Raw genomic sequence first — 17,769 nt, forward strand, 5'->3', positions numbered from 1 at the left:
AGAGTTACCGCAAACACCGCATGGAACAAGCCAGTGAAACCGTAGCGGCATAGCTTTTCGCAAGCTTGTCGAAGCGTGTCACGATCCTGCGATTCTCTTTCAGCCAGCCAAACATGTGCTCAAGGAAGCGCAACGGTGTCCCGTTGGCGTCGCAGAGCATGTGGATTTTGGTTGTCAGGCCGCCTCGGCTGCGGCCTAGAGCGTGATCGGCAGGTTCGTCAGGCCCCTTTTTTCCCGGCGCCAGATGAGGCTCGGGTTGCGCGTACTGCGGTTGAGTCGATCATCCAGGTTTACAAATCGATCAAGCCTTGCTCATTCAATCTCAGGGGCAAGCGTTTGAGCCCTCCCGGGCTGCGCTGTCGCGCAGCAAACATGGGGTGCATGACTTCAGATCTGCAGCGACGCTGACATTTTGAAAAAGAAAAGGCAGCTGGCCCGATAGGGCCAGCTGCCTTTTGCTTTGTTAGTGTTCGTGTGCGCGGGACAGAGAGCGTAGCCCGCACTGGTGTGTGTCCGCACACCCGCGTAGGAGAGTGATCCGCACGGTATCGGCGTGAAGTCCCTGTAGGCATTAGCTGAATCAGCTAATGACCACGTATGACAGAGTGAACCCTTTCGCCACCGTGTGCCCCGCGCGCGCCTATCCTCCGAGGATTCATCATGTCGCGCAAGTTTTCCAAGCAACGCTTCACCGTCGTTCACCCCGATTGCGCTGCAATTGACCTCGGCGGCCGCGAACACTTTGTCGCGGTCGATCCCCGCCATGACGACCCTGTTCAATCGTTCACATCTTTCACTGATGACCTGCAGAAGATGGCCGACTGGCTTGAAAGGCTGAGCATCAAAGTGGTCGCCATGGAGTCCACAGGCGTGTACTGGATTCCGATTTACGAAATTCTCAGCGAGCGCGGCTTCGACGTTTACCTCGTCAATGCCCGAGCCACACGGCAGATCACCGGCCGCAAATCAGATGTGCTGGATTGCCAGCAATAAAGCCTTACGCAGCCCGCATCGAAGCGGCGTCCAGCAGGCAGCCTTACACCAAGCACTGTGGAAAATTCTGGGGATCGACCTAACTGCAATTCCAACCATTGGGGTGGACACCGCATTGGTACTGGCGGGCGAGATCGGATCGGATCTGTCACGGTTCCCCTCATCGCAGCACTTCTGTTCTTGGTTAGGGCTGGCGCCACCTACGCGTATTTCTGGCGGTCATCGGTTGGCAGGGGGCGGGCCCAAAATAGGCACCGGCTGCGCCGGTGTTCGCGGCTAAAGCCGCTCCTACACAGGCTGTGTGGGAGCTGGCTTGCCGGCGATGGGCTGCGTAGCAGCCCCAGTAACGTGCGGTCAACCCGCCTGCACAATAATCTGGCTCTGCAGATCGCGAATCATCGCCTCCAGCGCCGGCTTCATGGCGCTGAAGTCGTCAGGCGTGCACACCACGTTGGCCGGGCTGAACTTGAAGTGCCGTTCCACCACCACGGCATTACCGTCCTGGGTTTAGCGCGCGCTGTAGTCGACATCGCCGTCATGCAACTTCACGGGTTTGGGGATCGCCAGCACGTTGACCTGGGCCGGGAACTCGAAGCGCGAGGTTTCCACCGTGTCGTTGCCAATGCACACGAAACTCTGGCTGCGTTCCTTCTCCAGGGTAAAGCTGTACACGTTCTGCGAGATACCACCGGCCAGGCTGGTAAGCGTCGCTACGCCAACCGGCCCGGGCAGGTTGGCCAGGTTTTTCGTGCGCCCATCCACGGTGCTGACAAAGTCGCCGTCGGCAGCAGGCGGCACAATCTTGAACGAGCCGCTGCCACGCTGACCGTAAGCCGCCAGCACTTTTTCCACCAACATGTCGCGGTCTGCCGGTTTCATCAGTTTCAGGCTGAAGCGGCTGATCTCGCTTGCCCAGCCTTTCACTGTGGAAACATGGGGTGAAGTCGGCGCCACCATCGGCCTTGACCTTGAACAGCAAGTCACTGGACACCTGGTTCAACTGCATGGCCGGGGTTTTGCCGAACTCGCCAGTGGCAGTCAGCAGCACCCGCTTGTTCAAAACGGTCAACGGCAGGTACCCCGCGGCAATCGACGGGTCAGTCGAGTCCAGGTACAAATCCAGGCTCGGCACATAAGTGATCACATGGTTCAGCACACCTAGGGTCGGCACCTTGGGGAACACATAGGCATTGCCCTGGTTGACCATCGCCGGCGTGCTCTTGATGCCTGCCGCACTCTGCAGCGCTACCAGCAACGCAACGTGGTCCTTGCAGTCGCCGTAACGGTTGTCCAGCACGGTCTGCGCGGCATGCGGCACTACCCCGCCAGCGCCGACATACACCGCCACATAGCGGATGTTCTGGCGTACCCAGTCACTCAGGGTCAGGGCCTTCTCCCGCGCCGTGGGCAAACCGGCCGTCAGGCGCTGTGCCAGCTCGCGGATCTGCAGGGTAACTTCGACCGTGGCCCTGGCATGGTAGGCCTGGGCGAAGTCTTGAAGCCTGAGAACGTCGACACCGCCAGGTAGTGGCCGTAATCCAGGTACGACACCGCCCCGGTCTCGATCCGCGCCCGCGCCGCGGGTTGGTAGACCCAGCGATATACCGTGCGGCCATCAACCGTGGCAGGCGGCGGGGCCTTGAAGCTGCGGGCATCGGCCTGCAGCGGCATGCCCTGCGGCAGGTCGTAGGTCAGCGAGAACTGCCCGACCGGGTGGAATCTCGGTACGGTGATGTCTTCAAACTGCCCGGGGAACAACGGCGCAAAGCGCTTGCGCTGGTAACGCAGCACCAACCGGTCGCCCACCGCCACCTCGGGGAAGATGACTGTTCAGCGAGTCCTGGAACATCGGCGCCTGGGCCGACGCGTGCTCCTGCTGCTCCTTGATGTGCGCGGCATCGACCGGCACCTTGCGGCCATCGGGCTTCTGCGTGTACGCCTGCAGCACGTCCAGCGTTTCCAGCGAACGGTTGTAGCCAAGCGGCTGCTCGGCATTGGCCTTGATGGCGCGCTCTTCATTGATCAGCAGCACGCTGTCGACATCAACGCGATAGCTACCATCCTTCTGCACGACAAAAGCCTGTTCGATCTCTTCCAAGGTGACGGAACCGTCGGTGCCATCGGTAAAGGCATGGGCAAGGCCACACCAGGTGATTGTGACCGGCAGCAGAACAGCTGCCAGGCGAGGCATTTTCAGCATGGAGATCCTTCTCGATCAGCGGACAACAATCGACAATGATATGCATTGGCGCCGCTTGATGGCAAAGTGATTACATGCGTTAGCGGTCCTCGGCAAGTTCCGCCAGCACCTCGGCCGAGGTGGCGACCTGGCGAAAGTGGTGCTGCCACAGTTGGATGCCCAGTTTGCCCGAGCGGTCCAGCGAAGAGCCTACCGTCATGTCGGTGACCAGGGTCGGCGTCAGCCCGGCATCGAACAGCGCAAAGCCGGCAGCCAGCACGCAGGTTTCGGTCTGCAGCCCACACACCAGTACCCGCTCCACGCCCAGCTGGCGGATGTACGCGATCGCCTCGGCGCTCTGCCCGTAGCCATGCTTGACGAATACCTGGTCGGCCTCGACCAGGCTCTCGTCTTCGGCCGCCGGGTGCCAGCCCAGCTGGCGCTCAAAGGGCGTGACCTGTTCGTCATGCAACTCGACCGAGGCAACGGTGGGGATGTTCGCCGACAACCGGCGCAGGCCATCAACCAGCCACTCGGGAGGGCTGAAGGTGGACTGGACATCGACGATGAGCAAAACCTGGCGCATGAGCGGATTCCGGCAGGGGCAAAAGGCGCGGAGTATAACGCGGGGCCAATGCCGTGGTCGCCCGGCACGCTAGGGCACGATACTTCTAGCCAGCCCTGCAGCCCATGCAGCGGCCATTTTCGCGCCCACTTCATCAAACGCTGGATGGCTGCGCCGGTAGGCCGACATTTCTGCCATTGCCTGCGTCATGCCAGCCTGCACCCTGCCCAGCAACTCATTGCAGCGAGCTTCAGTAAGGTTGCAGGCGGTACGCCCGAATTGCACCAGCAACTTGCGCTTGGGCCAGGCTTTCGAGCCCCCCAGCAGCAGCCCCATGATATCGTGGCTGCTGTACACCGTGGTGGTCACCAAGTCATAGGCAGGTGCGAGCCAGATGTCTGCGTCTTCGGCGCAATGCTCATAGAGCAGGCCGAAGTTCTTCAAATGCGCATCACCGTTCTGGATGCCCGCACACAACGCTACCAGGGTGAAAAAGTCTTCCAGCGCGCGTGGTACTCGGCTGGGCGTGACATACAGCTTGATCAATTGCGCACAGCCTTGGTAGCTGCCGTCGTACTTCTTGCGTGTGCCCCACCCCGACAGCACGCACATGTCCTCAAACCCGAGGTAGGCGTTTTCGCCGATGTCAAAGCGCTGAACCACCAGAAACCTACCCTGCTGGCTGAGCTGGAATTCAGGCACTTCAAGGCCACAATGCAACGCCGCCCGCATGCAGAAAAATTCGTTGGCCGCCAACTGCGGAAAGTCTGATTCGTTGAATGCCTTCACCAGGTGCGTGGCGCCACGGTGGGTAAGCCGGTCAACAGCATGGGCGGCAGCATCGACATCCCGCACCAGCACTTTGGGCTGAACGCCCGACACGCCGGAGTATGCCGCATAGGTGCCTAACAACTCGGCGAACAGGCCTTCGGCACCGTCGTGAACCAACAGGTTGGACAGCGTTATCCCCGGCATCGGGTCGTCGCCTGCCTGCTGGGCGACGCTGATTCGACCCAGCTGGTGGGGGCCGACGATGCCCAGCAGCGCGAAATCATCAAACCCGCGCACCGACTTGCTGAAGCGCCGCATGAGCTCTTCTTTCAGGTGCCCTTCAGGCAGGTTCATCTCGAACAAGGGGTGTATCCCATACTCCCACTTGTAGCTCTCCAGTCGCGTCGGCATGGTCAACGAGACGGCTTGAGCTCCTTCAGCTGCGGGGTTATAGGTGAAGACCGTGTCACGCGGGTTCTCGTCACTGCGCCCCAACGTGCCGACAGTGCTGCCGCCTGCACCGATGTACAGGCGATCATTCGGCCTGATCATGGATACCCCCGGCTTTCAGTTCATCCAGTGTCCTGCGCCGGCGCTTGGGCGTAGCGGTCAGTTCATAGCCCAGGCCCTCCAGGATCGCGACAACCTTGCGAATGCCGACTTCGGGGATCGAATTGTTTTCGATCCCCGAAATGGTTGCCCGGCTCATGCCGTGACGTTGCGCGAGCTGGGCCTGAGAAAGCCCGGCGTCTTTACGCAGTCTCTTGATCAATGCGCCCAAATCATTCATACACCACTGCACCATATACGATGCATTTCTGGTAAAAACCACATAAGTGCATCGTATTTGATTCAATAAAGGCTGTATAGGTGTTTCTCGAAGCAAGGTGTTCGGCGTGATTCTCGCTTGCATAGGCGCCCAACATAGGTCAGGTCGGCGTTGATGCGGATCTTGCCGCGGCGGTGCGCCCAGCAACCGGTGGATACCGCAACACCAATGGTCGAGGGGTGGCGTGCCGAAGACTCTATGTTCACGCCCATCACGCTGCTATTGCCAGTCAGGCCCTGCGGGCCGATGCCGATTTCGTTCAGGCCGTCTTCCAGCAGCTTTTCCATCATCGCCGCGCTTTCGTTCGGGTGGCTGGAGTCCACTTCGCACATCCTCTCCCACGAAGGGGTGATCCTGTGAAGAGCTCTGTGAACAGCCCTGTGAAAAAGATCATCAGCACCCCCATCAGCGACGAAGACCTGGCCAGCCTCAACGTGGGCGATGTGGTTTACCTGACCGGCCAGTTGGTCACCTGTCGTGACGTTGCCCACCGCCGGCTCATCGAGCTGGGCCGCGAGTTGCCGGTGGACCTGCGTGGCGGCGCAATTTTCCACGCCGGCCCCATCGTCAAGAAGAAAGAGGATGGCAGCTTCGAAATGGTTTCCATCGGCCCGACGACCAGCATGCGCATGGAAAAGTTCGAAAAGCAGTTCATTGAACAGACCGGTGTGAAGCTGATTGTCGGCAAGGGCGGTATGGGCCCGGAAACCACCACGGGCTGCCTGGAGAACAAGGCCGTGCATGCGGTATTCCCCGGCGGCTGCGCGGTGCTGGCGGCGACCCAGGTGGAAGAGATCGAACGCGCCGAATGGCAGGACCTGGGCATGCCGGAAACCCTGTGGGTGAACCGCGTGCGCGAGTTCGGGCCGCTGATCATCTCCATCGATACCAAGGGCAACAACCTGTTCGAGCAGAACAAGGCCCGTTTCAATGAGCGCAAAGGGGCAGTGATCGAGAAGATCAACAGCCAGGTGCGGTTTATCAAGTAACCGAACCCTACGCGGTCATTTGTAGGAGCGGCCTTGCGTCGCGATAGGGCCGCATAGCGGCCCCAGCATTTCAGCGTTAACACATGAATTGCTGGGGCCGCTACGCGGCCCTATCGCGACGCAAGGCCGCTCCTACAAAGACCGCGTAGCCGCTCATGCTTTTGTCAGCTCACCAATCTTCTCCAGCCGTGCCCGCACGATGTTGCGGCTGATGTTGAGCAACCGCCCTGTCTGCAACTGGTTCCCATGGCAGTACCGATACGCTGCCCTGAACACCGTCTCCTCGATATGCTCATACAAATTCGGCACATTCTGCTCGAACAATGCCAGCAACGCGCCTTCCAGATCAGGCGCCGCCACGCCGGGCGCCGGCAGGTGCGGATGCGCAGCTTGCGCGGCTACGGCAGGCCGCATATCCACCAGGTGCAGGTCCGCCGGCGCCACCACCTGGTAGCGGCACACCAGCAACGCATGGTGGATGGCATTCTCCAGCTCACGGATGTTGCCCGGCCAACTGTGCGCCAGCAACTTGCGCTCGGCATCCGGGCTCAGCGACGCACGTTCGTAACCCAGGCGCCGGCAATGTTCCTCGATGAAGAACTCCGCCAACGGCAGGATATCGCCCGGTCGCTCGCGCAGCGGTGGCAGGCGGATGGTCGCCACATGCAGGCGGTAGAACAAGTCTTCACGGAAATGCCCCGCCACCACCGCATCGGCCAGGTTGACGTTGGTCGCCGCCACCAGCCGCACATTGATCGGGATCGGTGTACGTGACCCCAGGCGTACCACTTCGCGCTCCTGCAGCACCCGCAGCAACTTCACCTGCATGTTCAGTGGCAAATCGCCAATCTCGTCGAGGAACAGCGTGCCGCCATTGGCCGCCTCGAACCAGCCGACCTTGTTGGCCGTGGCGCCGGTGAACGCGCCTTTCTCATGGCCGAACAGCTCGCTCTCCACCAGGGTTTCGGCAAAGGCCCCGCAGTTGACTGCCACGAAAGGCTCACGCCCTCGGCGGCTGAGGTGATGGATATGCCGGGCGACCAGTTCTTTGCCGGTGCCGGTTTCGCCAATGATCAGGGTGTTGGCCTCGCTGGGCGCCAGGCGCTCGATACGGCTGAGCAGTTCCTGCGAGCGCGGGTCCTTGAACACGAGCACGGTGGCACGCACCGACTTGGTCAGCTCGCGGGCATTGGGGTGGGTGATCAGCGACATAGGGGCATTCCTGGCAGTTGACGCGCTGGCCCATAGTGCATGAAACAAATTAGATCAAAAAATTATTAATTAATATTTAGATATTCCAAATTAGGAATATTTGATTTTTCAGCAGCGCCCTGCTGCTCCAGCAGCAACCCGCCAACACTCACCTGCCCGCCGATCAGCAGGCCCGCCTTGTCTCATCCCCGCCGCCGTTGACTGAAAGCCACGTAAACAAAGGCCTACAGCCAGTTTTGAAGGGGCTGGCATGCATTTCGCTCCTGGCCTGTAGAACCTTTTCCTGGAGCTGCACATGAACAATCCCTGGCGTCATGCCCTCGCCCTGCTGGGCGGCCTGTTCCTCAGCCTGGCTGCGCTGGCAGCCGAGCCACCGGCGGCGGTGCGCATCGCCATCGTCGCCTTCACCCAGGGCGGTGCGCCGGTATTCGGCGGTATCCCCGGCCGGGTGATCGAAGAAGGCTGGCTGGAACAGCAACTGGCCGCCCGCGGCGTAAAACTGCAATGGACCGCCTTGCCACATGCCGGCGCCGGGCCGCAGATCAACGAAGGCTTCAGCAACGACAACCTGGACTTTGCCGTGCGCGGCGACCTGCCCTCGGTGATCGCAGGCGCCGGCCAGGTGCCGGGCAAGCTGGTGGTGCCAGGCGGCAGCGGCAACAACATCTACCTGGTCGTACCCAGTGACTCCACCGTGCGCAGCATCCACGACCTCAAGGGCAAGCGCCTGGCTATCCACCGTGGCCGGCCCTGGGAGTTCGCCTTCAGCAACTTCCTGCAAAGCCAAGGCCTGCAGTTGAGCGATTTCAAGATAGCCAACCTCAACCCGCAAGTGGGCGCCGCAGCGGTGTCCGCCGGCAAGGTCGATGCCGCCGTGCTGCTCAACGAAGCTTATGCCCTGGAAGACAAAGGCGTGGCACGCATTCTCTGGTCAAGCAAACAGGGCGCCAACGACTGGCGGCTGGTCTCGGACCTGTGGGGCACCGACCGCTTCGTGCAGCAGCACGCCGACCTCACGCAACTGGTGGCCACCGCCTGGGTGCGCGCGGCCTGGTGGATCTCCCAGGAACAGCACCGCGACGCGTACTACGCGCTGTCATCGCGTGCCGGCGTTAGCGAAAGCGTGCTGCGTCGCGACGACCAGGACGACCCGGTGGCGTGGCAGGCGCGCTGGGCGCCGAAAAGCGATGCCCAGCTCAAGGCCCACTACGACGCCCTTGGCCAGTACGCCCTGGCCAATCGGCTGATCCGCACGCCTTACGACATCACCCACGACCTGGCCACCGGCTTTACCCGCCAGGCGCTGATCGACCTGCAACTGACCCACTACTGGCCGTCCCTCGACGCCCAGATCAGCCAACAACCTTGAGAGCCTTACCCATGAAACTGCCTGCTTCGCTCGTCTTCGGTCTCAGTGCCCTGGCCCTGTCCATCGGTGCCATGGCCGCCGAAACCTATGCCCCCAAACCTGACACGCAGCAGGGCGATGGCCGCGTCTCGGCCTTCTACACCTGGAGCAAGGCCATCCCCGCCACGCCCGGCAAGCTGCTGCGCAGCGAACCGCTGGAGCAGGCGCTGAGCCTGCCCCACGCGGCCAGTGCGCAACGCATTCTCTACACCTCGCTGGACGGCATCGACGGCAAGACGCCGATCGTGGTCTCCGGCGCGCTATTCATTCCCAAGGGCAAGGCACCGGCTGGCGGCTGGCCGGTCGCCAGCTGGGGCCATGGCACCGTCGGCGTGGCAGACATCTGCGCACCGTCGTGGGCCGGCCGCAGTTACCGCGATGTGCAGTACCTCAACCGCTGGCTGGACGAGGGCTATGCCATTGTCGCCACCGACTACCAGGGCCTGGGCGTGCCCGGTGGCCACCCGCTGCTGAACAACCGCATGGCCGCCTACGGCATTCTCGATGCCGCCAAGGCCGTGGTCGCCGGCGTGCCGGGGCTGGCCGACAAGGTGTTGATCATCGGCCAGTCTCAAGGCGGTGCCGGCGCCTTTGCCGCCGGAGCTTATGCGGCCACTTATGCACCAAAACTGGGGGTCAAGGGCAGCATCGGCACCGGGGTGATCTACACCGTGGGTTCGAAGAACGTCGGCGAGCAGGACCAGAACAAGGTCGACCCGGCCCTCGCCTACGGCTTCTACACCCTGCTTGCTGCTCAGCAGTACGACCCGAGCATCGACCCACGCGATTTCTACACCGACCAGGCCCTGCCGCTGTTCGAACAGGCGCGCAGCAGCTGCCTGTCGTCGCTGGTCAGTGATGTGGTCGGCACCGGCCTGACCCCGGCCAACGCCAAGAAGGACTACCAGGGCGACCAGCTCAAGCCATGGCTGGCACAGGTGTCGTACCCGACCCTGAAACTGGCGCAGCCGATCTTCATCGGCACCGGCGCCGAGGACAAGACCCCAGCTGCCGCCACCCAGGTGGCGCTGATGCAGGACGCCTGCAAGGCCGGCTCGGTGGTACAGGGCCACTTGTACAAGGGCCTGGGCCACAGCGAAACAGTGAATGCCTCGCTCAAGGACTCGATCCCCTTCGCCCGCCAGGTCATCAGCGGCCAGCCGGTTACACCCAACTGCAGCCCAAGCGTTCAGTAAGGAGCACACGCCATGAGCATCGAATTTTTCACACGCCTGCCCTTGCACGGCGAAACCCAGTTCCTGCCCGGCGACCCGCGCAACCGTGGCGACTGGCACGCCGGAGGCCCCAGTACCGGCGCAGTATCCGGCTTTGCCGTCGGGGATCATTTCACTTACATCGACTACCTCGGGCAAATCGCCCGTGCCGCTGAAATCAACGGCTTCGGCGGCGCGCTGATGGTCAACGCACCCACCGGAGAAGAGCCCTGGACAGTGTGCTCGCTGCTGGCCCGGGAAACCCGCACGCTGAAGTTCGTCACCGCCTTCCAGCCCTACCACTACACGCCTTGGGTGGCCGTGCAACAGGCCGCGACCTACCAGCGCGCCACCGGCAACCGCCTGGTGTGGAACATCATCAATGGCGGCTCGGATGCCATCCAGCGCCAGGTCGGCGACGTTGAGGACCACGACCAGCGCTACGCCCGCGCTACCGAGTTCATGGACGTGGTGCGCGGCTATTGGCACAACGAGCAGTTCCACTATGAAGGCGCCTATTACCGGGCCGAAGGCGGCGGCCTGCGCGGCCCGCTGAAAAAGGCCGAATTGCCGCTGATCTGCACGGCCGGCTCGTCGGTGGCGGCGCGCGAGTTCGCCGCCAAGCATGCCGACTTCTACCTGATGCGCGCCGAGCACCCGGACGAGATCGCCGCGCTGATCGCCGATATCCGCGCTCGCGCACTGAAGTGGGGGCGCAGCGACATCCGCTTTGGCCTGTCCATCGACATAATCGCCCGCGACAGCGAAGAAGCGGCGCGGGCAGAGGCCAAGCGTTTCTTCGACGAAGGCGTGGCCAAGGGCACGGTCAAGGCCCGCGCCGCCCACGCCGGCCTGCGCACCGCGCGCAAGCTGAGCTACGAGCACGGCTACAGCGACCAGGGCGAGGCAAAGGCCTTCGACGACTTCTTCATCCACCCCAATGTGTGGACCGGTTTCGGCTACATCGGCATCCCGCCGGGCTGCGCGCTGGTGGGCAGCTACGCCAACGTGGTGGCGCGCATCCGCGAGTACCACGGCATCGGTGTCGACCTGTTCTTCCTGGCGGGCTACCCGCACCTGGAAGAAGCCTACCGGATTGGCGAGCACATCCTGCCGCACTTTCGCGAGCAGCGTGCGCCCTTGGCCCGCCAGCCCGTCGCCCCCGTGCAACTGCACGCCAGCAACGGGGCCTGACGCCATGGCCCGGGACGGTTACCCACTGAGCCGGCGCAGCTTTCTCGGCCACGCCGGCGTACTGGCCGGCGGGGTGCTGGCCGGCTGCGGCCCGGCCGACAGCCCGACCCACGGCGCAGCCGACCAACCGCGCCATGGCGGACGCTTGCGCCTGGGCATCATCGCCGGCAACCAGAGCGGCAACCTCGATGCCCACAAACCGATCGGCAGCGGCATCGTCCGTGGCTTTGCCCTGTACAGCAAGCTGTGGGAATGGGACGAGCAGATGCAACCGCGCCTGGCCTTGGCCGAGTTCGCCGAGCCCAATGCCGATGCCAGCAGCTGGACCCTGCGGCTGCAGCCCGGGCTTGAGTTCCACCACGGCAAGACCATCGACGCCGACGACCTGATTTTCTCCATCCGCCGCCTGACCGACCCGCAACTGGCCTCGCCCTACGCGGCACTGCTGCATTGGGTCGACCGCGACAACCTGGTCAAGCTCGACGCACGTACCGTGCGCCTGGGCTTCCGTGACGGGCGCAGCTACCTGCCCCTGCCGGAAACCTGGGTCAACTTCGGCGGCATCGTGCCGGTGGACTACCACCCGGTGACCAACCCGGTCGGTGCCGGGCCCTATAAACTGAAAAGCTTCACCCCCGGCCAGCGTTCGCTGTTCACCCGCTTCGACAACTACTACAAACCCGGCAAGCCCTATGCCGATGAACTGGAAATCATCGATTTCAAGGGCCAGACCGGCCGCCTGGCGGCGCTGCGGGCCGGGCAGATCGACATGGCCAATGTGATGTCCACCGAGCACCTGCAAGTGCTGCAGGCCGACCCTCGGTTGCGCCTGCTTAAGTCGGTGAGCGGCAACTGGCTGTCGTTCGACATGAACACTGCCAAGCCGCCGTTCAACGACCCACGGGTGCGTGAGGCGTTTCGCCTGCTGGCCGACCGCGACGAGCTGGTGCGCCGTGCGCTGAACGGCCAGGGCCGGGTGGCCAACGAGCTGTACGCACCGTTCGACCCCACCTTTGACCACAGCATCGGCCCGCGCCCGCATGACCCGCAGCGTGCTGCGCAATTGCTGCGCGAAGCCGGTCACGCGCAGTTGCAGGTGGAGTTGGTGACCACCCCAGGGCCGGGGCTGGCTTCCGCCCTGGTGCTGGCCGAACAGGCGCGGCGCATCGGCGTCACCGTTAACGTGCGCCAGGTCGACCTGGCGACCTTCCAGGGCCCGCAGCGTGATGACTGGACCTTGAGTACCGGGGGCAGCATCGGTGCCCCGTTCCTGGCCAGTGCCATCCATACCGACGCGCCGTTTGCCGTGGCCAACAAAACCCATTTCAACGACCGCGAATTCAGCGACGCCTTCCTTGCCGCCATGGCCCAACCGGACCTGGAGCAACGCAAGGCGCTGGTGCACCGTGCGCAACGTATCCAGTACGAACGTGGCGGCATGCTGATCTGGGGCTTTGCCGACCTGCTCGACAGCGTCAGCACCCGCGTGGGTGGCGCACAGGCCGAGCAGTCGCTGTTCAGTACCTGGCGGTTCGAGAGTTTGTGGCTCAGAAGTTGACCTGCAAGCCTTGCATCGCCTGTCCTGGCCTATCGCCGGCAAGCCAGCTCCCACAAGGATAGTGCAAGCCTTCGGGCCTGTGCAGTGAGCGCGTACCAGGTGCAGGGCACGGACGACATCTTCGACAACCGCTTCGAGTTTGCCCTAACAGCGACCGGTTAAGCAATTTGGGGCTGCACAGCAACTCCAGTAGCCTTAACTGACTGACATTAGGGCTTGTCCCGCAAAGCGCCGCGTGGGCGGCGCTCGATCGCACAGGCAATGCAGATGTCACGGCAGGCGACGTCGCTCACATCGTGCCAGGCAGGCATAACCCAGGCCAAGCAGGCCAAGCGCCAGTACCCCCAGCAACACCATCAGCTCGCGGCTGTAGCGGGCCACTGTTGCCGGGAAACCGATGACCTCGCGGTACACCTGCACATTGGCCGCACCGTCGGCATGCCGGATGCCGACCCCACCCTGACGGATCTGCGTAAAATCAGCGTCGAAATACACCCACACCTTGCAGGCGCCACCTGGCTCGATGGCCGGGATCTCCACTTGCGCAGTGGCATGCTCCAGTAGCGTGTCATTGCCGGCAGCGTCGCGCACCTGCACCAGGCCCTTGGCTGGCAGGCGGATCTGCACCTGGCGTACCTGCGCGTCACCGCTGTTGCGCAACTCGATGAGCAAGCCGGTTCGGTGGTCGACCAACCCGGCCTCGAACGGTTTGGCGAACAGCTGGGCATACGGCGCCTGGGCCATTTCGATCAAGCGCTCGACCTGGTCGTGGCCCAGCTCACCCTGGCTGATACTGTTTATGCGCCCCTGCAGCTGCTCGTACTTGAGCTGCTCGCTGGCCTTGCTGATGCGCTCGCTGAACTGGCCGGGGTAAGTGAGGTAAGCATAGGTCAAGGACGCTTCCAGGCGCGGGTTGCCCCTGAACAACGCGTAAGCAGCCAACAGGACCATCAGGCCAATCAGCACGGTGACCAGAAGCTTCCCCACCTTGTCCCAGCTCAATGCGTACTTCCTTCTGACGTGGTACAGACGATTAAAACCGCTAAAGGGTGCCAACTTCGCGCCCCCCAGGCAACCCTGTCTAGGGTTTGTACGAAAAGTGCCTGCGCGACGATCATGCTGCGTTGAAAACAGGCTCGGAATGCTCATTTACAACCCGTAAAGTCGGGCGCGACCCCGGCCGTTCCTCGCCTGTTTTCGCCTTGCCTGATCGCCGCTCGGCGACTTTTCGTACAAATCCTAGGCTTCGCCCTCGCCTTCGCGCGCCTGACGCATCTGCTGCAATTGGCCATCGATCAGGGCCTTGGCCATGCCGGCCAGGTAGAACGTGGCCTTCATCATCACCTTGCGGTCGCCAGGCCTGTCAATGGCCTTGCGGGTGATTTCGGTGATGCAGCCCATGATGCCCGATGCTTCCATCAGCGCTGTACGCATTGGCAACTGCGGCCGCATTTGCACCAGTTCGGCATCGGGGTTGCCAAACCGGCTGGCGGCACGCACGACATTGAGTTTGCTGTTGTCTTTCGGGGTGTCGTTTTCCATGTCCATTCCTCGAGGGTTGAGCGTGCCGAGACTAGGCGCCAACCTGCCTCACCACAATGACCTATGGAGTGGAGTGGGTTACTTTCGGAAATGGACTACAAGATTCCTACAAAGCGCACGCTGATCCATTGATCGGCCCCTTGACCGGCACCCGGCAGTGGCGGACGATCAACCACCCCCACATCAGGACGAACACCATGCTACGGATACTCGGCAGAGCCTCATCCATCAATGTGCGAAAAGTCCTGTGGGCCTGCGCTGAGTTCGAGGTAGCGTTCGAGCGCGAAGACTGGGGCTCGGGCTTCCAGCCCACCGACAGCGCCGAATTCATGGCACTGAACCCCAACGCCATGGTCCCGGTGATCCAGGATGGCGACTTCACGTTGTGGGAGTCCAACAGCATCATCCGCTACCTGGCCAACCGCTACGGCGCCACCGCGTTCTACCCGGGCGAGGCGCAGGCGCGGGCCAGGATCGACCAGTGGATCGACTGGCAGGCTTCGGACCTCAACCGCTCCTGGAGCTACGCCTTCATGTCGCTGGTCAGGCACTCGCCCGCTCACCAGGACCCGCAGGCGCTCGCCGCCGGTTGCGCAGACTGGTCGCATTACATGCACATCCTCGACCGCCAACTGGCCAGCACCGGTGCCTATGTGGCGGGCAGCCAGTTCACCCTGGCCGACATCCCGATCGGCCTGTCAGTCAACCGCTGGTTCGAAACACCGTTCGACCACCCGCACTTGCCCGCCGTGCGCGATTACTACGAACGCCTGAGCGAGCGCCCGGCCTATCACCTGCATGGCCGTAACGGTACGCCGTAAACTAAAAAAGGGGGCGCTAAGCGCCCCCCGATACCTCAACCCGTTACACCGCAAGCTGCCCCGCCGCCGCTCGCCCACGCCAGGCAAACAGCAGCACCATCACCAGCCCCACCGTCGCCATCGCCGCTCCCGCCTGGGAAATTGCCGGGTAGCCCAGGCCTGCGTTGATCACCGCGCCACCCAGCGCCGCGCCAATCGCATTCCCCAGGTTGAACGCGCCAATGTTCACTGCCGACGCCAGGTTGGGCGCATCCTTGGCCGCCTCCATCACGCGCATCTGCAGCGGCGGCACCAGGGCAAAGCTGGCAGCGCCCCAGACCAGGATCGCCAGCGCCGTCGGCAGCGGCCAGTCCAGCACCAATGGGAAGACCAACAACACGGCAATCAGTACCGCCAACGACAGGATCAAGGTGCGATCGATCGAGCGGTCAGCGGCTTTGCCGCCCCACACGTTGCCCAAGGTCAGGCCGACACCGAACAGCACCAGCATGGCCGTGACGAAAGTAGTGGACGCCGCCGCTTCGCTCTGCAGGATTGGCGCAATGTAGGTGAATACCGTGAACATCGCACTGGAGCCCACCACGGTCAGCAGCAAGGCTGCCAGCACCGGCCCGCGGCCAAGCACGCGGATTTCGGCCATGGCGCCATCGCCTTTGGGCGTCGGCACATTGGGCAGTGCGTACCAGAGCGTGGTCATTGCGATCAGACCAAGCCCGGCAATGCCCCAGAACGCCGTGCGCCAGCCGAGCATTTCACCAAACCAGGTTGCCAGCGGCACCCCGCCGATGGTGGCCAGGGTCAGGCCCATGAACATCGCCGCCACCGCCCCGGCGCGCTTCTCGGGCGGCACCACACTGGCTGCGACGATCGCGCCAATGCCAAAGAACGCACCGTGGTTGAGTGAGGTGACCACGCGAGCCACCAGCAGGCTGGTGTAATCGCTGGCCAGGGCCGACATCAGGTTGCCCAGGGTAAAGATGGCCATCAGCCCGATCAGCAGGTAACGCCGCGGGATCTTCACCGTGGCCAGGGTCATCAGCGGTGCGCCGATCAGCACACCGATGGCATAGGCGCTGACCAGCAGCCCGGCAGCGGGAATGGAAACGCCAAGGTCAGTGGCGATACTGGGCAACATGCCCATGGGGGCGAACTCGGTGACACCGATGCCGAAGGCACCGATGGCAAGTGCGACAAGAGGTGGATTGATACGCATGGCAAGCTCCTTATCTATGCCGCAAATGCTACGATCCGTTTCAAAATCGCACTAGACTGCATTTTTGCGAACCACCTTTGCTGATGAGGCACAAATGGACTTCAGTGGAAGATCCGGCGAGATGGAGATATTTGCCCGGGTGGCGCAGGAGGGCAGCCTGTCTGCTGCCGCCCGGGCGCTGGGCCTGACGCCCTCGGCAGTCAGCCGCATTCTCGCCCGCACCGAACAGCGCCTGGGCACGCGCCTGCTGCTGCGTACCACCCGGGCGCTTACCCTTACCCCCGAGGGCGAGGCGTACCTGCGTGGCGCGCGGCGGGTGCTGGCCGACATGCAGGAGGTTGAAGAGGCGATTACCGACCAGGGCGTGCCACGCGGGCGCTTGCGGGTCAGCGCGGCACTGGGCCATGCGCGGCTTACCGTGGTGCCGCTGCTGGCAGCGTTCAGTGCGCGCTACCCACAGGTGCTGGTGGACCTGGCCCTCAGCGACGAAGTAGCCGACATTCTCGGCGGCCAGGCCGACGTCGCGCTGCGCTTCGGCCACCTGCCGGACAGCTCACTCAATGCCCGCGCCATTGGCGAAACCGGCCAGGTGGTGGTGGCCTCGCCAGAGTACCTGGCGCGCTGTGGTACGCCACAGGTGCCGGAAGACCTGGCCAGGCACAACTGCCTGCGCTTCAACTTCCGCCGTGCAGCGCCGGACTGGCCGTTTCGCCGTGACGGGCAAGTGTTCTCGTTGAAAGTGGCAGGGAACATTGAATGCAGCAGCGGCGAAGCGCTGGCGCAACTGGCCAGGCTTGGCGCGGGCATCGCGCGTATCGGCACCTTCACCGTGGCCGATGACCTGGCCAGCGGGCGGTTGCTGCCATTGCTGGAAGCGTACAACCCCGACGACCGCGAGCCGATCCATGCAGTGTTCGTCGGTGGCCAGGCGATGCCGGCGCGGGTGCGGCTGTTTGTGGATTTTCTGGTGGAGCATTTGTCAGGCAATACGTAGGTGGCACTGGGCTGGCGGGTTGCTGGTTCGCCATGTCTTTTGCATCGCCTGTGAGATCGAGCGCCGCCCGCGCGGCGCTTCGCGGCACAAGGCCGCTCCCACAGTCTGTTTCGGGCCAGTTACTCCTGTGAGATCACCTCTAGCCGCCTTGTTTGTTCCATTCGATATCGGCTGCGCCTCAGCTCCTATTCAATCTCCAGCCATGCACACAGGGTGCGCGCGCCAAAGGCACAGGAACAATTGGCCCGAAACAAATGTGGGAGCGGCCTTGTGCCGCGAAGCGCCGC

General features: G+C 63.0%; 14 protein-coding genes and 4 pseudogenes. 8 read left to right on the forward strand and 10 right to left on the reverse strand.

Annotated elements, in window-relative coordinates; all coding sequences use genetic code 11:
* Window positions 1-4 precede the first annotated feature (4 nt).
* A pseudogene (locus ACI2KG_RS20135) lies at window positions 5-341 on the reverse strand (IS5/IS1182 family transposase); the annotation flags it as partial.
* A 319-nt stretch (window positions 342-660) separates the two neighbouring features.
* Between ACI2KG_RS20135 and ACI2KG_RS20140 the strand changes: the two are divergent.
* Window positions 661-1,440: pseudogene (locus ACI2KG_RS20140) on the forward strand (transposase); the annotation flags it as partial.
* On the opposite strand, the pseudogene ACI2KG_RS20145 reads toward ACI2KG_RS20140, so the two are convergent.
* The 5 genes and pseudogenes from ACI2KG_RS20145 to ACI2KG_RS20165 form a co-directional block, all read right to left on the reverse strand.
* Window positions 1,348-3,193 (reverse strand): annotated as a pseudogene (locus ACI2KG_RS20145) (DUF3857 domain-containing transglutaminase family protein). The pseudogenes ACI2KG_RS20140 and ACI2KG_RS20145 sit on opposite strands and share 93 nt — an antisense overlap.
* Before the next feature lie 79 nt (window positions 3,194-3,272).
* A complete protein-coding gene (locus tag ACI2KG_RS20150; RefSeq protein ID WP_404663020.1) occupies window positions 3,273-3,758 on the reverse strand; it encodes an isochorismatase family protein in 486 nt (161 codons plus the stop codon).
* Window positions 3,759-3,827: 69 nt separating this feature from the next.
* On the reverse strand, window positions 3,828-5,060 hold the full coding sequence (locus tag ACI2KG_RS20155) for a type II toxin-antitoxin system HipA family toxin (protein WP_404663021.1): 1,233 nt from the start codon (window positions 5,058-5,060) through the stop codon (window positions 3,828-3,830).
* Window positions 5,044-5,298, reverse strand: a complete 255-nt coding sequence (locus tag ACI2KG_RS20160; RefSeq protein ID WP_215521491.1) for a helix-turn-helix transcriptional regulator — start codon at window positions 5,296-5,298, stop codon at window positions 5,044-5,046. Before ACI2KG_RS20160 ends, ACI2KG_RS20155 begins: the two co-directional genes overlap by 17 nt.
* A gap of 62 nt (window positions 5,299-5,360) precedes the next feature.
* Window positions 5,361-5,660, reverse strand: a pseudogene (locus ACI2KG_RS20165) (fumarate hydratase); the annotation flags it as partial.
* A gap of 57 nt (window positions 5,661-5,717) precedes the next feature.
* Here ACI2KG_RS20165 and ttdB point away from each other — a divergent pair.
* The gene (gene ttdB, locus ACI2KG_RS20170) at window positions 5,718-6,326 is read left to right on the forward strand and encodes a L(+)-tartrate dehydratase subunit beta (RefSeq protein WP_085678993.1); all 609 of its coding nucleotides are present in this window, start codon (window positions 5,718-5,720) and stop codon (window positions 6,324-6,326) included.
* 153 nt (window positions 6,327-6,479) lie between these two features.
* Here ttdB and ACI2KG_RS20175 read toward each other — a convergent pair whose 3' ends face one another.
* The gene (locus ACI2KG_RS20175) at window positions 6,480-7,538 is read right to left on the reverse strand and encodes a sigma-54 interaction domain-containing protein (protein ID WP_404663022.1); all 1,059 of its coding nucleotides are present in this window, start codon (window positions 7,536-7,538) and stop codon (window positions 6,480-6,482) included.
* A gap of 295 nt (window positions 7,539-7,833) precedes the next feature.
* Here ACI2KG_RS20175 and ACI2KG_RS20180 point away from each other — a divergent pair, with 295 nt between their 5' ends.
* The 4 genes from ACI2KG_RS20180 to ACI2KG_RS20195 are packed head-to-tail and all read left to right on the forward strand — an operon-like array spanning window position 7,834 to window position 12,912.
* Window positions 7,834-8,907 (forward strand): ABC transporter substrate-binding protein, encoded by a 1,074-nt coding sequence (locus tag ACI2KG_RS20180; RefSeq protein ID WP_404663023.1) that lies wholly within the window; start codon window positions 7,834-7,836, stop codon window positions 8,905-8,907.
* 11 nt (window positions 8,908-8,918) lie between these two features.
* Window positions 8,919-10,142 (forward strand): lipase family protein, encoded by a 1,224-nt coding sequence (locus ACI2KG_RS20185; protein WP_404663024.1) that lies wholly within the window; start codon window positions 8,919-8,921, stop codon window positions 10,140-10,142.
* Window positions 10,143-10,154: 12 nt separating this feature from the next.
* Entirely contained in the window at window positions 10,155-11,354 is a 1,200-nt protein-coding gene (locus ACI2KG_RS20190) for an LLM class flavin-dependent oxidoreductase (RefSeq protein ID WP_404663025.1), read from the forward strand.
* Between the two features lie 4 nt (window positions 11,355-11,358).
* Window positions 11,359-12,912, forward strand: coding sequence for an ABC transporter substrate-binding protein (locus ACI2KG_RS20195; protein WP_404663026.1), 1,554 nt, complete (start codon window positions 11,359-11,361; stop codon window positions 12,910-12,912).
* A gap of 270 nt (window positions 12,913-13,182) precedes the next feature.
* On the opposite strand, the gene ACI2KG_RS20200 is transcribed toward ACI2KG_RS20195, so the two are convergent.
* Both ACI2KG_RS20200 and ACI2KG_RS20205 read right to left on the reverse strand, forming a co-directional pair.
* Window positions 13,183-13,914: a hypothetical protein gene (locus ACI2KG_RS20200; protein ID WP_400621334.1), complete on the reverse strand. Its 732-nt coding sequence runs from the start codon at window positions 13,912-13,914 to the stop codon at window positions 13,183-13,185.
* A 237-nt stretch (window positions 13,915-14,151) separates the two neighbouring features.
* Window positions 14,152-14,454, reverse strand: a complete 303-nt coding sequence (locus tag ACI2KG_RS20205) for a DUF3077 domain-containing protein (protein WP_201201019.1) — start codon at window positions 14,452-14,454, stop codon at window positions 14,152-14,154.
* Window positions 14,455-14,651: 197 nt separating this feature from the next.
* Here ACI2KG_RS20205 and ACI2KG_RS20210 point away from each other — a divergent pair, with 197 nt between their 5' ends.
* A complete protein-coding gene (locus ACI2KG_RS20210; RefSeq protein WP_400621338.1) occupies window positions 14,652-15,275 on the forward strand; it encodes a glutathione S-transferase family protein in 624 nt (207 codons plus the stop codon).
* A 43-nt stretch (window positions 15,276-15,318) separates the two neighbouring features.
* Here the strand turns inward: ACI2KG_RS20210 and ACI2KG_RS20215 are convergent, their stop codons facing one another.
* Window positions 15,319-16,488: an MFS transporter gene (locus ACI2KG_RS20215; RefSeq protein ID WP_400621340.1), complete on the reverse strand. Its 1,170-nt coding sequence runs from the start codon at window positions 16,486-16,488 to the stop codon at window positions 15,319-15,321.
* A gap of 94 nt (window positions 16,489-16,582) precedes the next feature.
* Between ACI2KG_RS20215 and ACI2KG_RS20220 the strand changes: the two genes are divergently transcribed.
* On the forward strand, window positions 16,583-17,482 hold the full coding sequence (locus ACI2KG_RS20220; protein WP_404663027.1) for a LysR family transcriptional regulator: 900 nt from the start codon (window positions 16,583-16,585) through the stop codon (window positions 17,480-17,482).
* The last annotated feature ends 287 nt before the right edge of the window (window positions 17,483-17,769 follow it).

It is taken from the genome of Pseudomonas sp. NPDC089407, from assembly GCF_044900445.1.
GTDB lineage: Bacteria > Pseudomonadota > Gammaproteobacteria > Pseudomonadales > Pseudomonadaceae > Aquipseudomonas.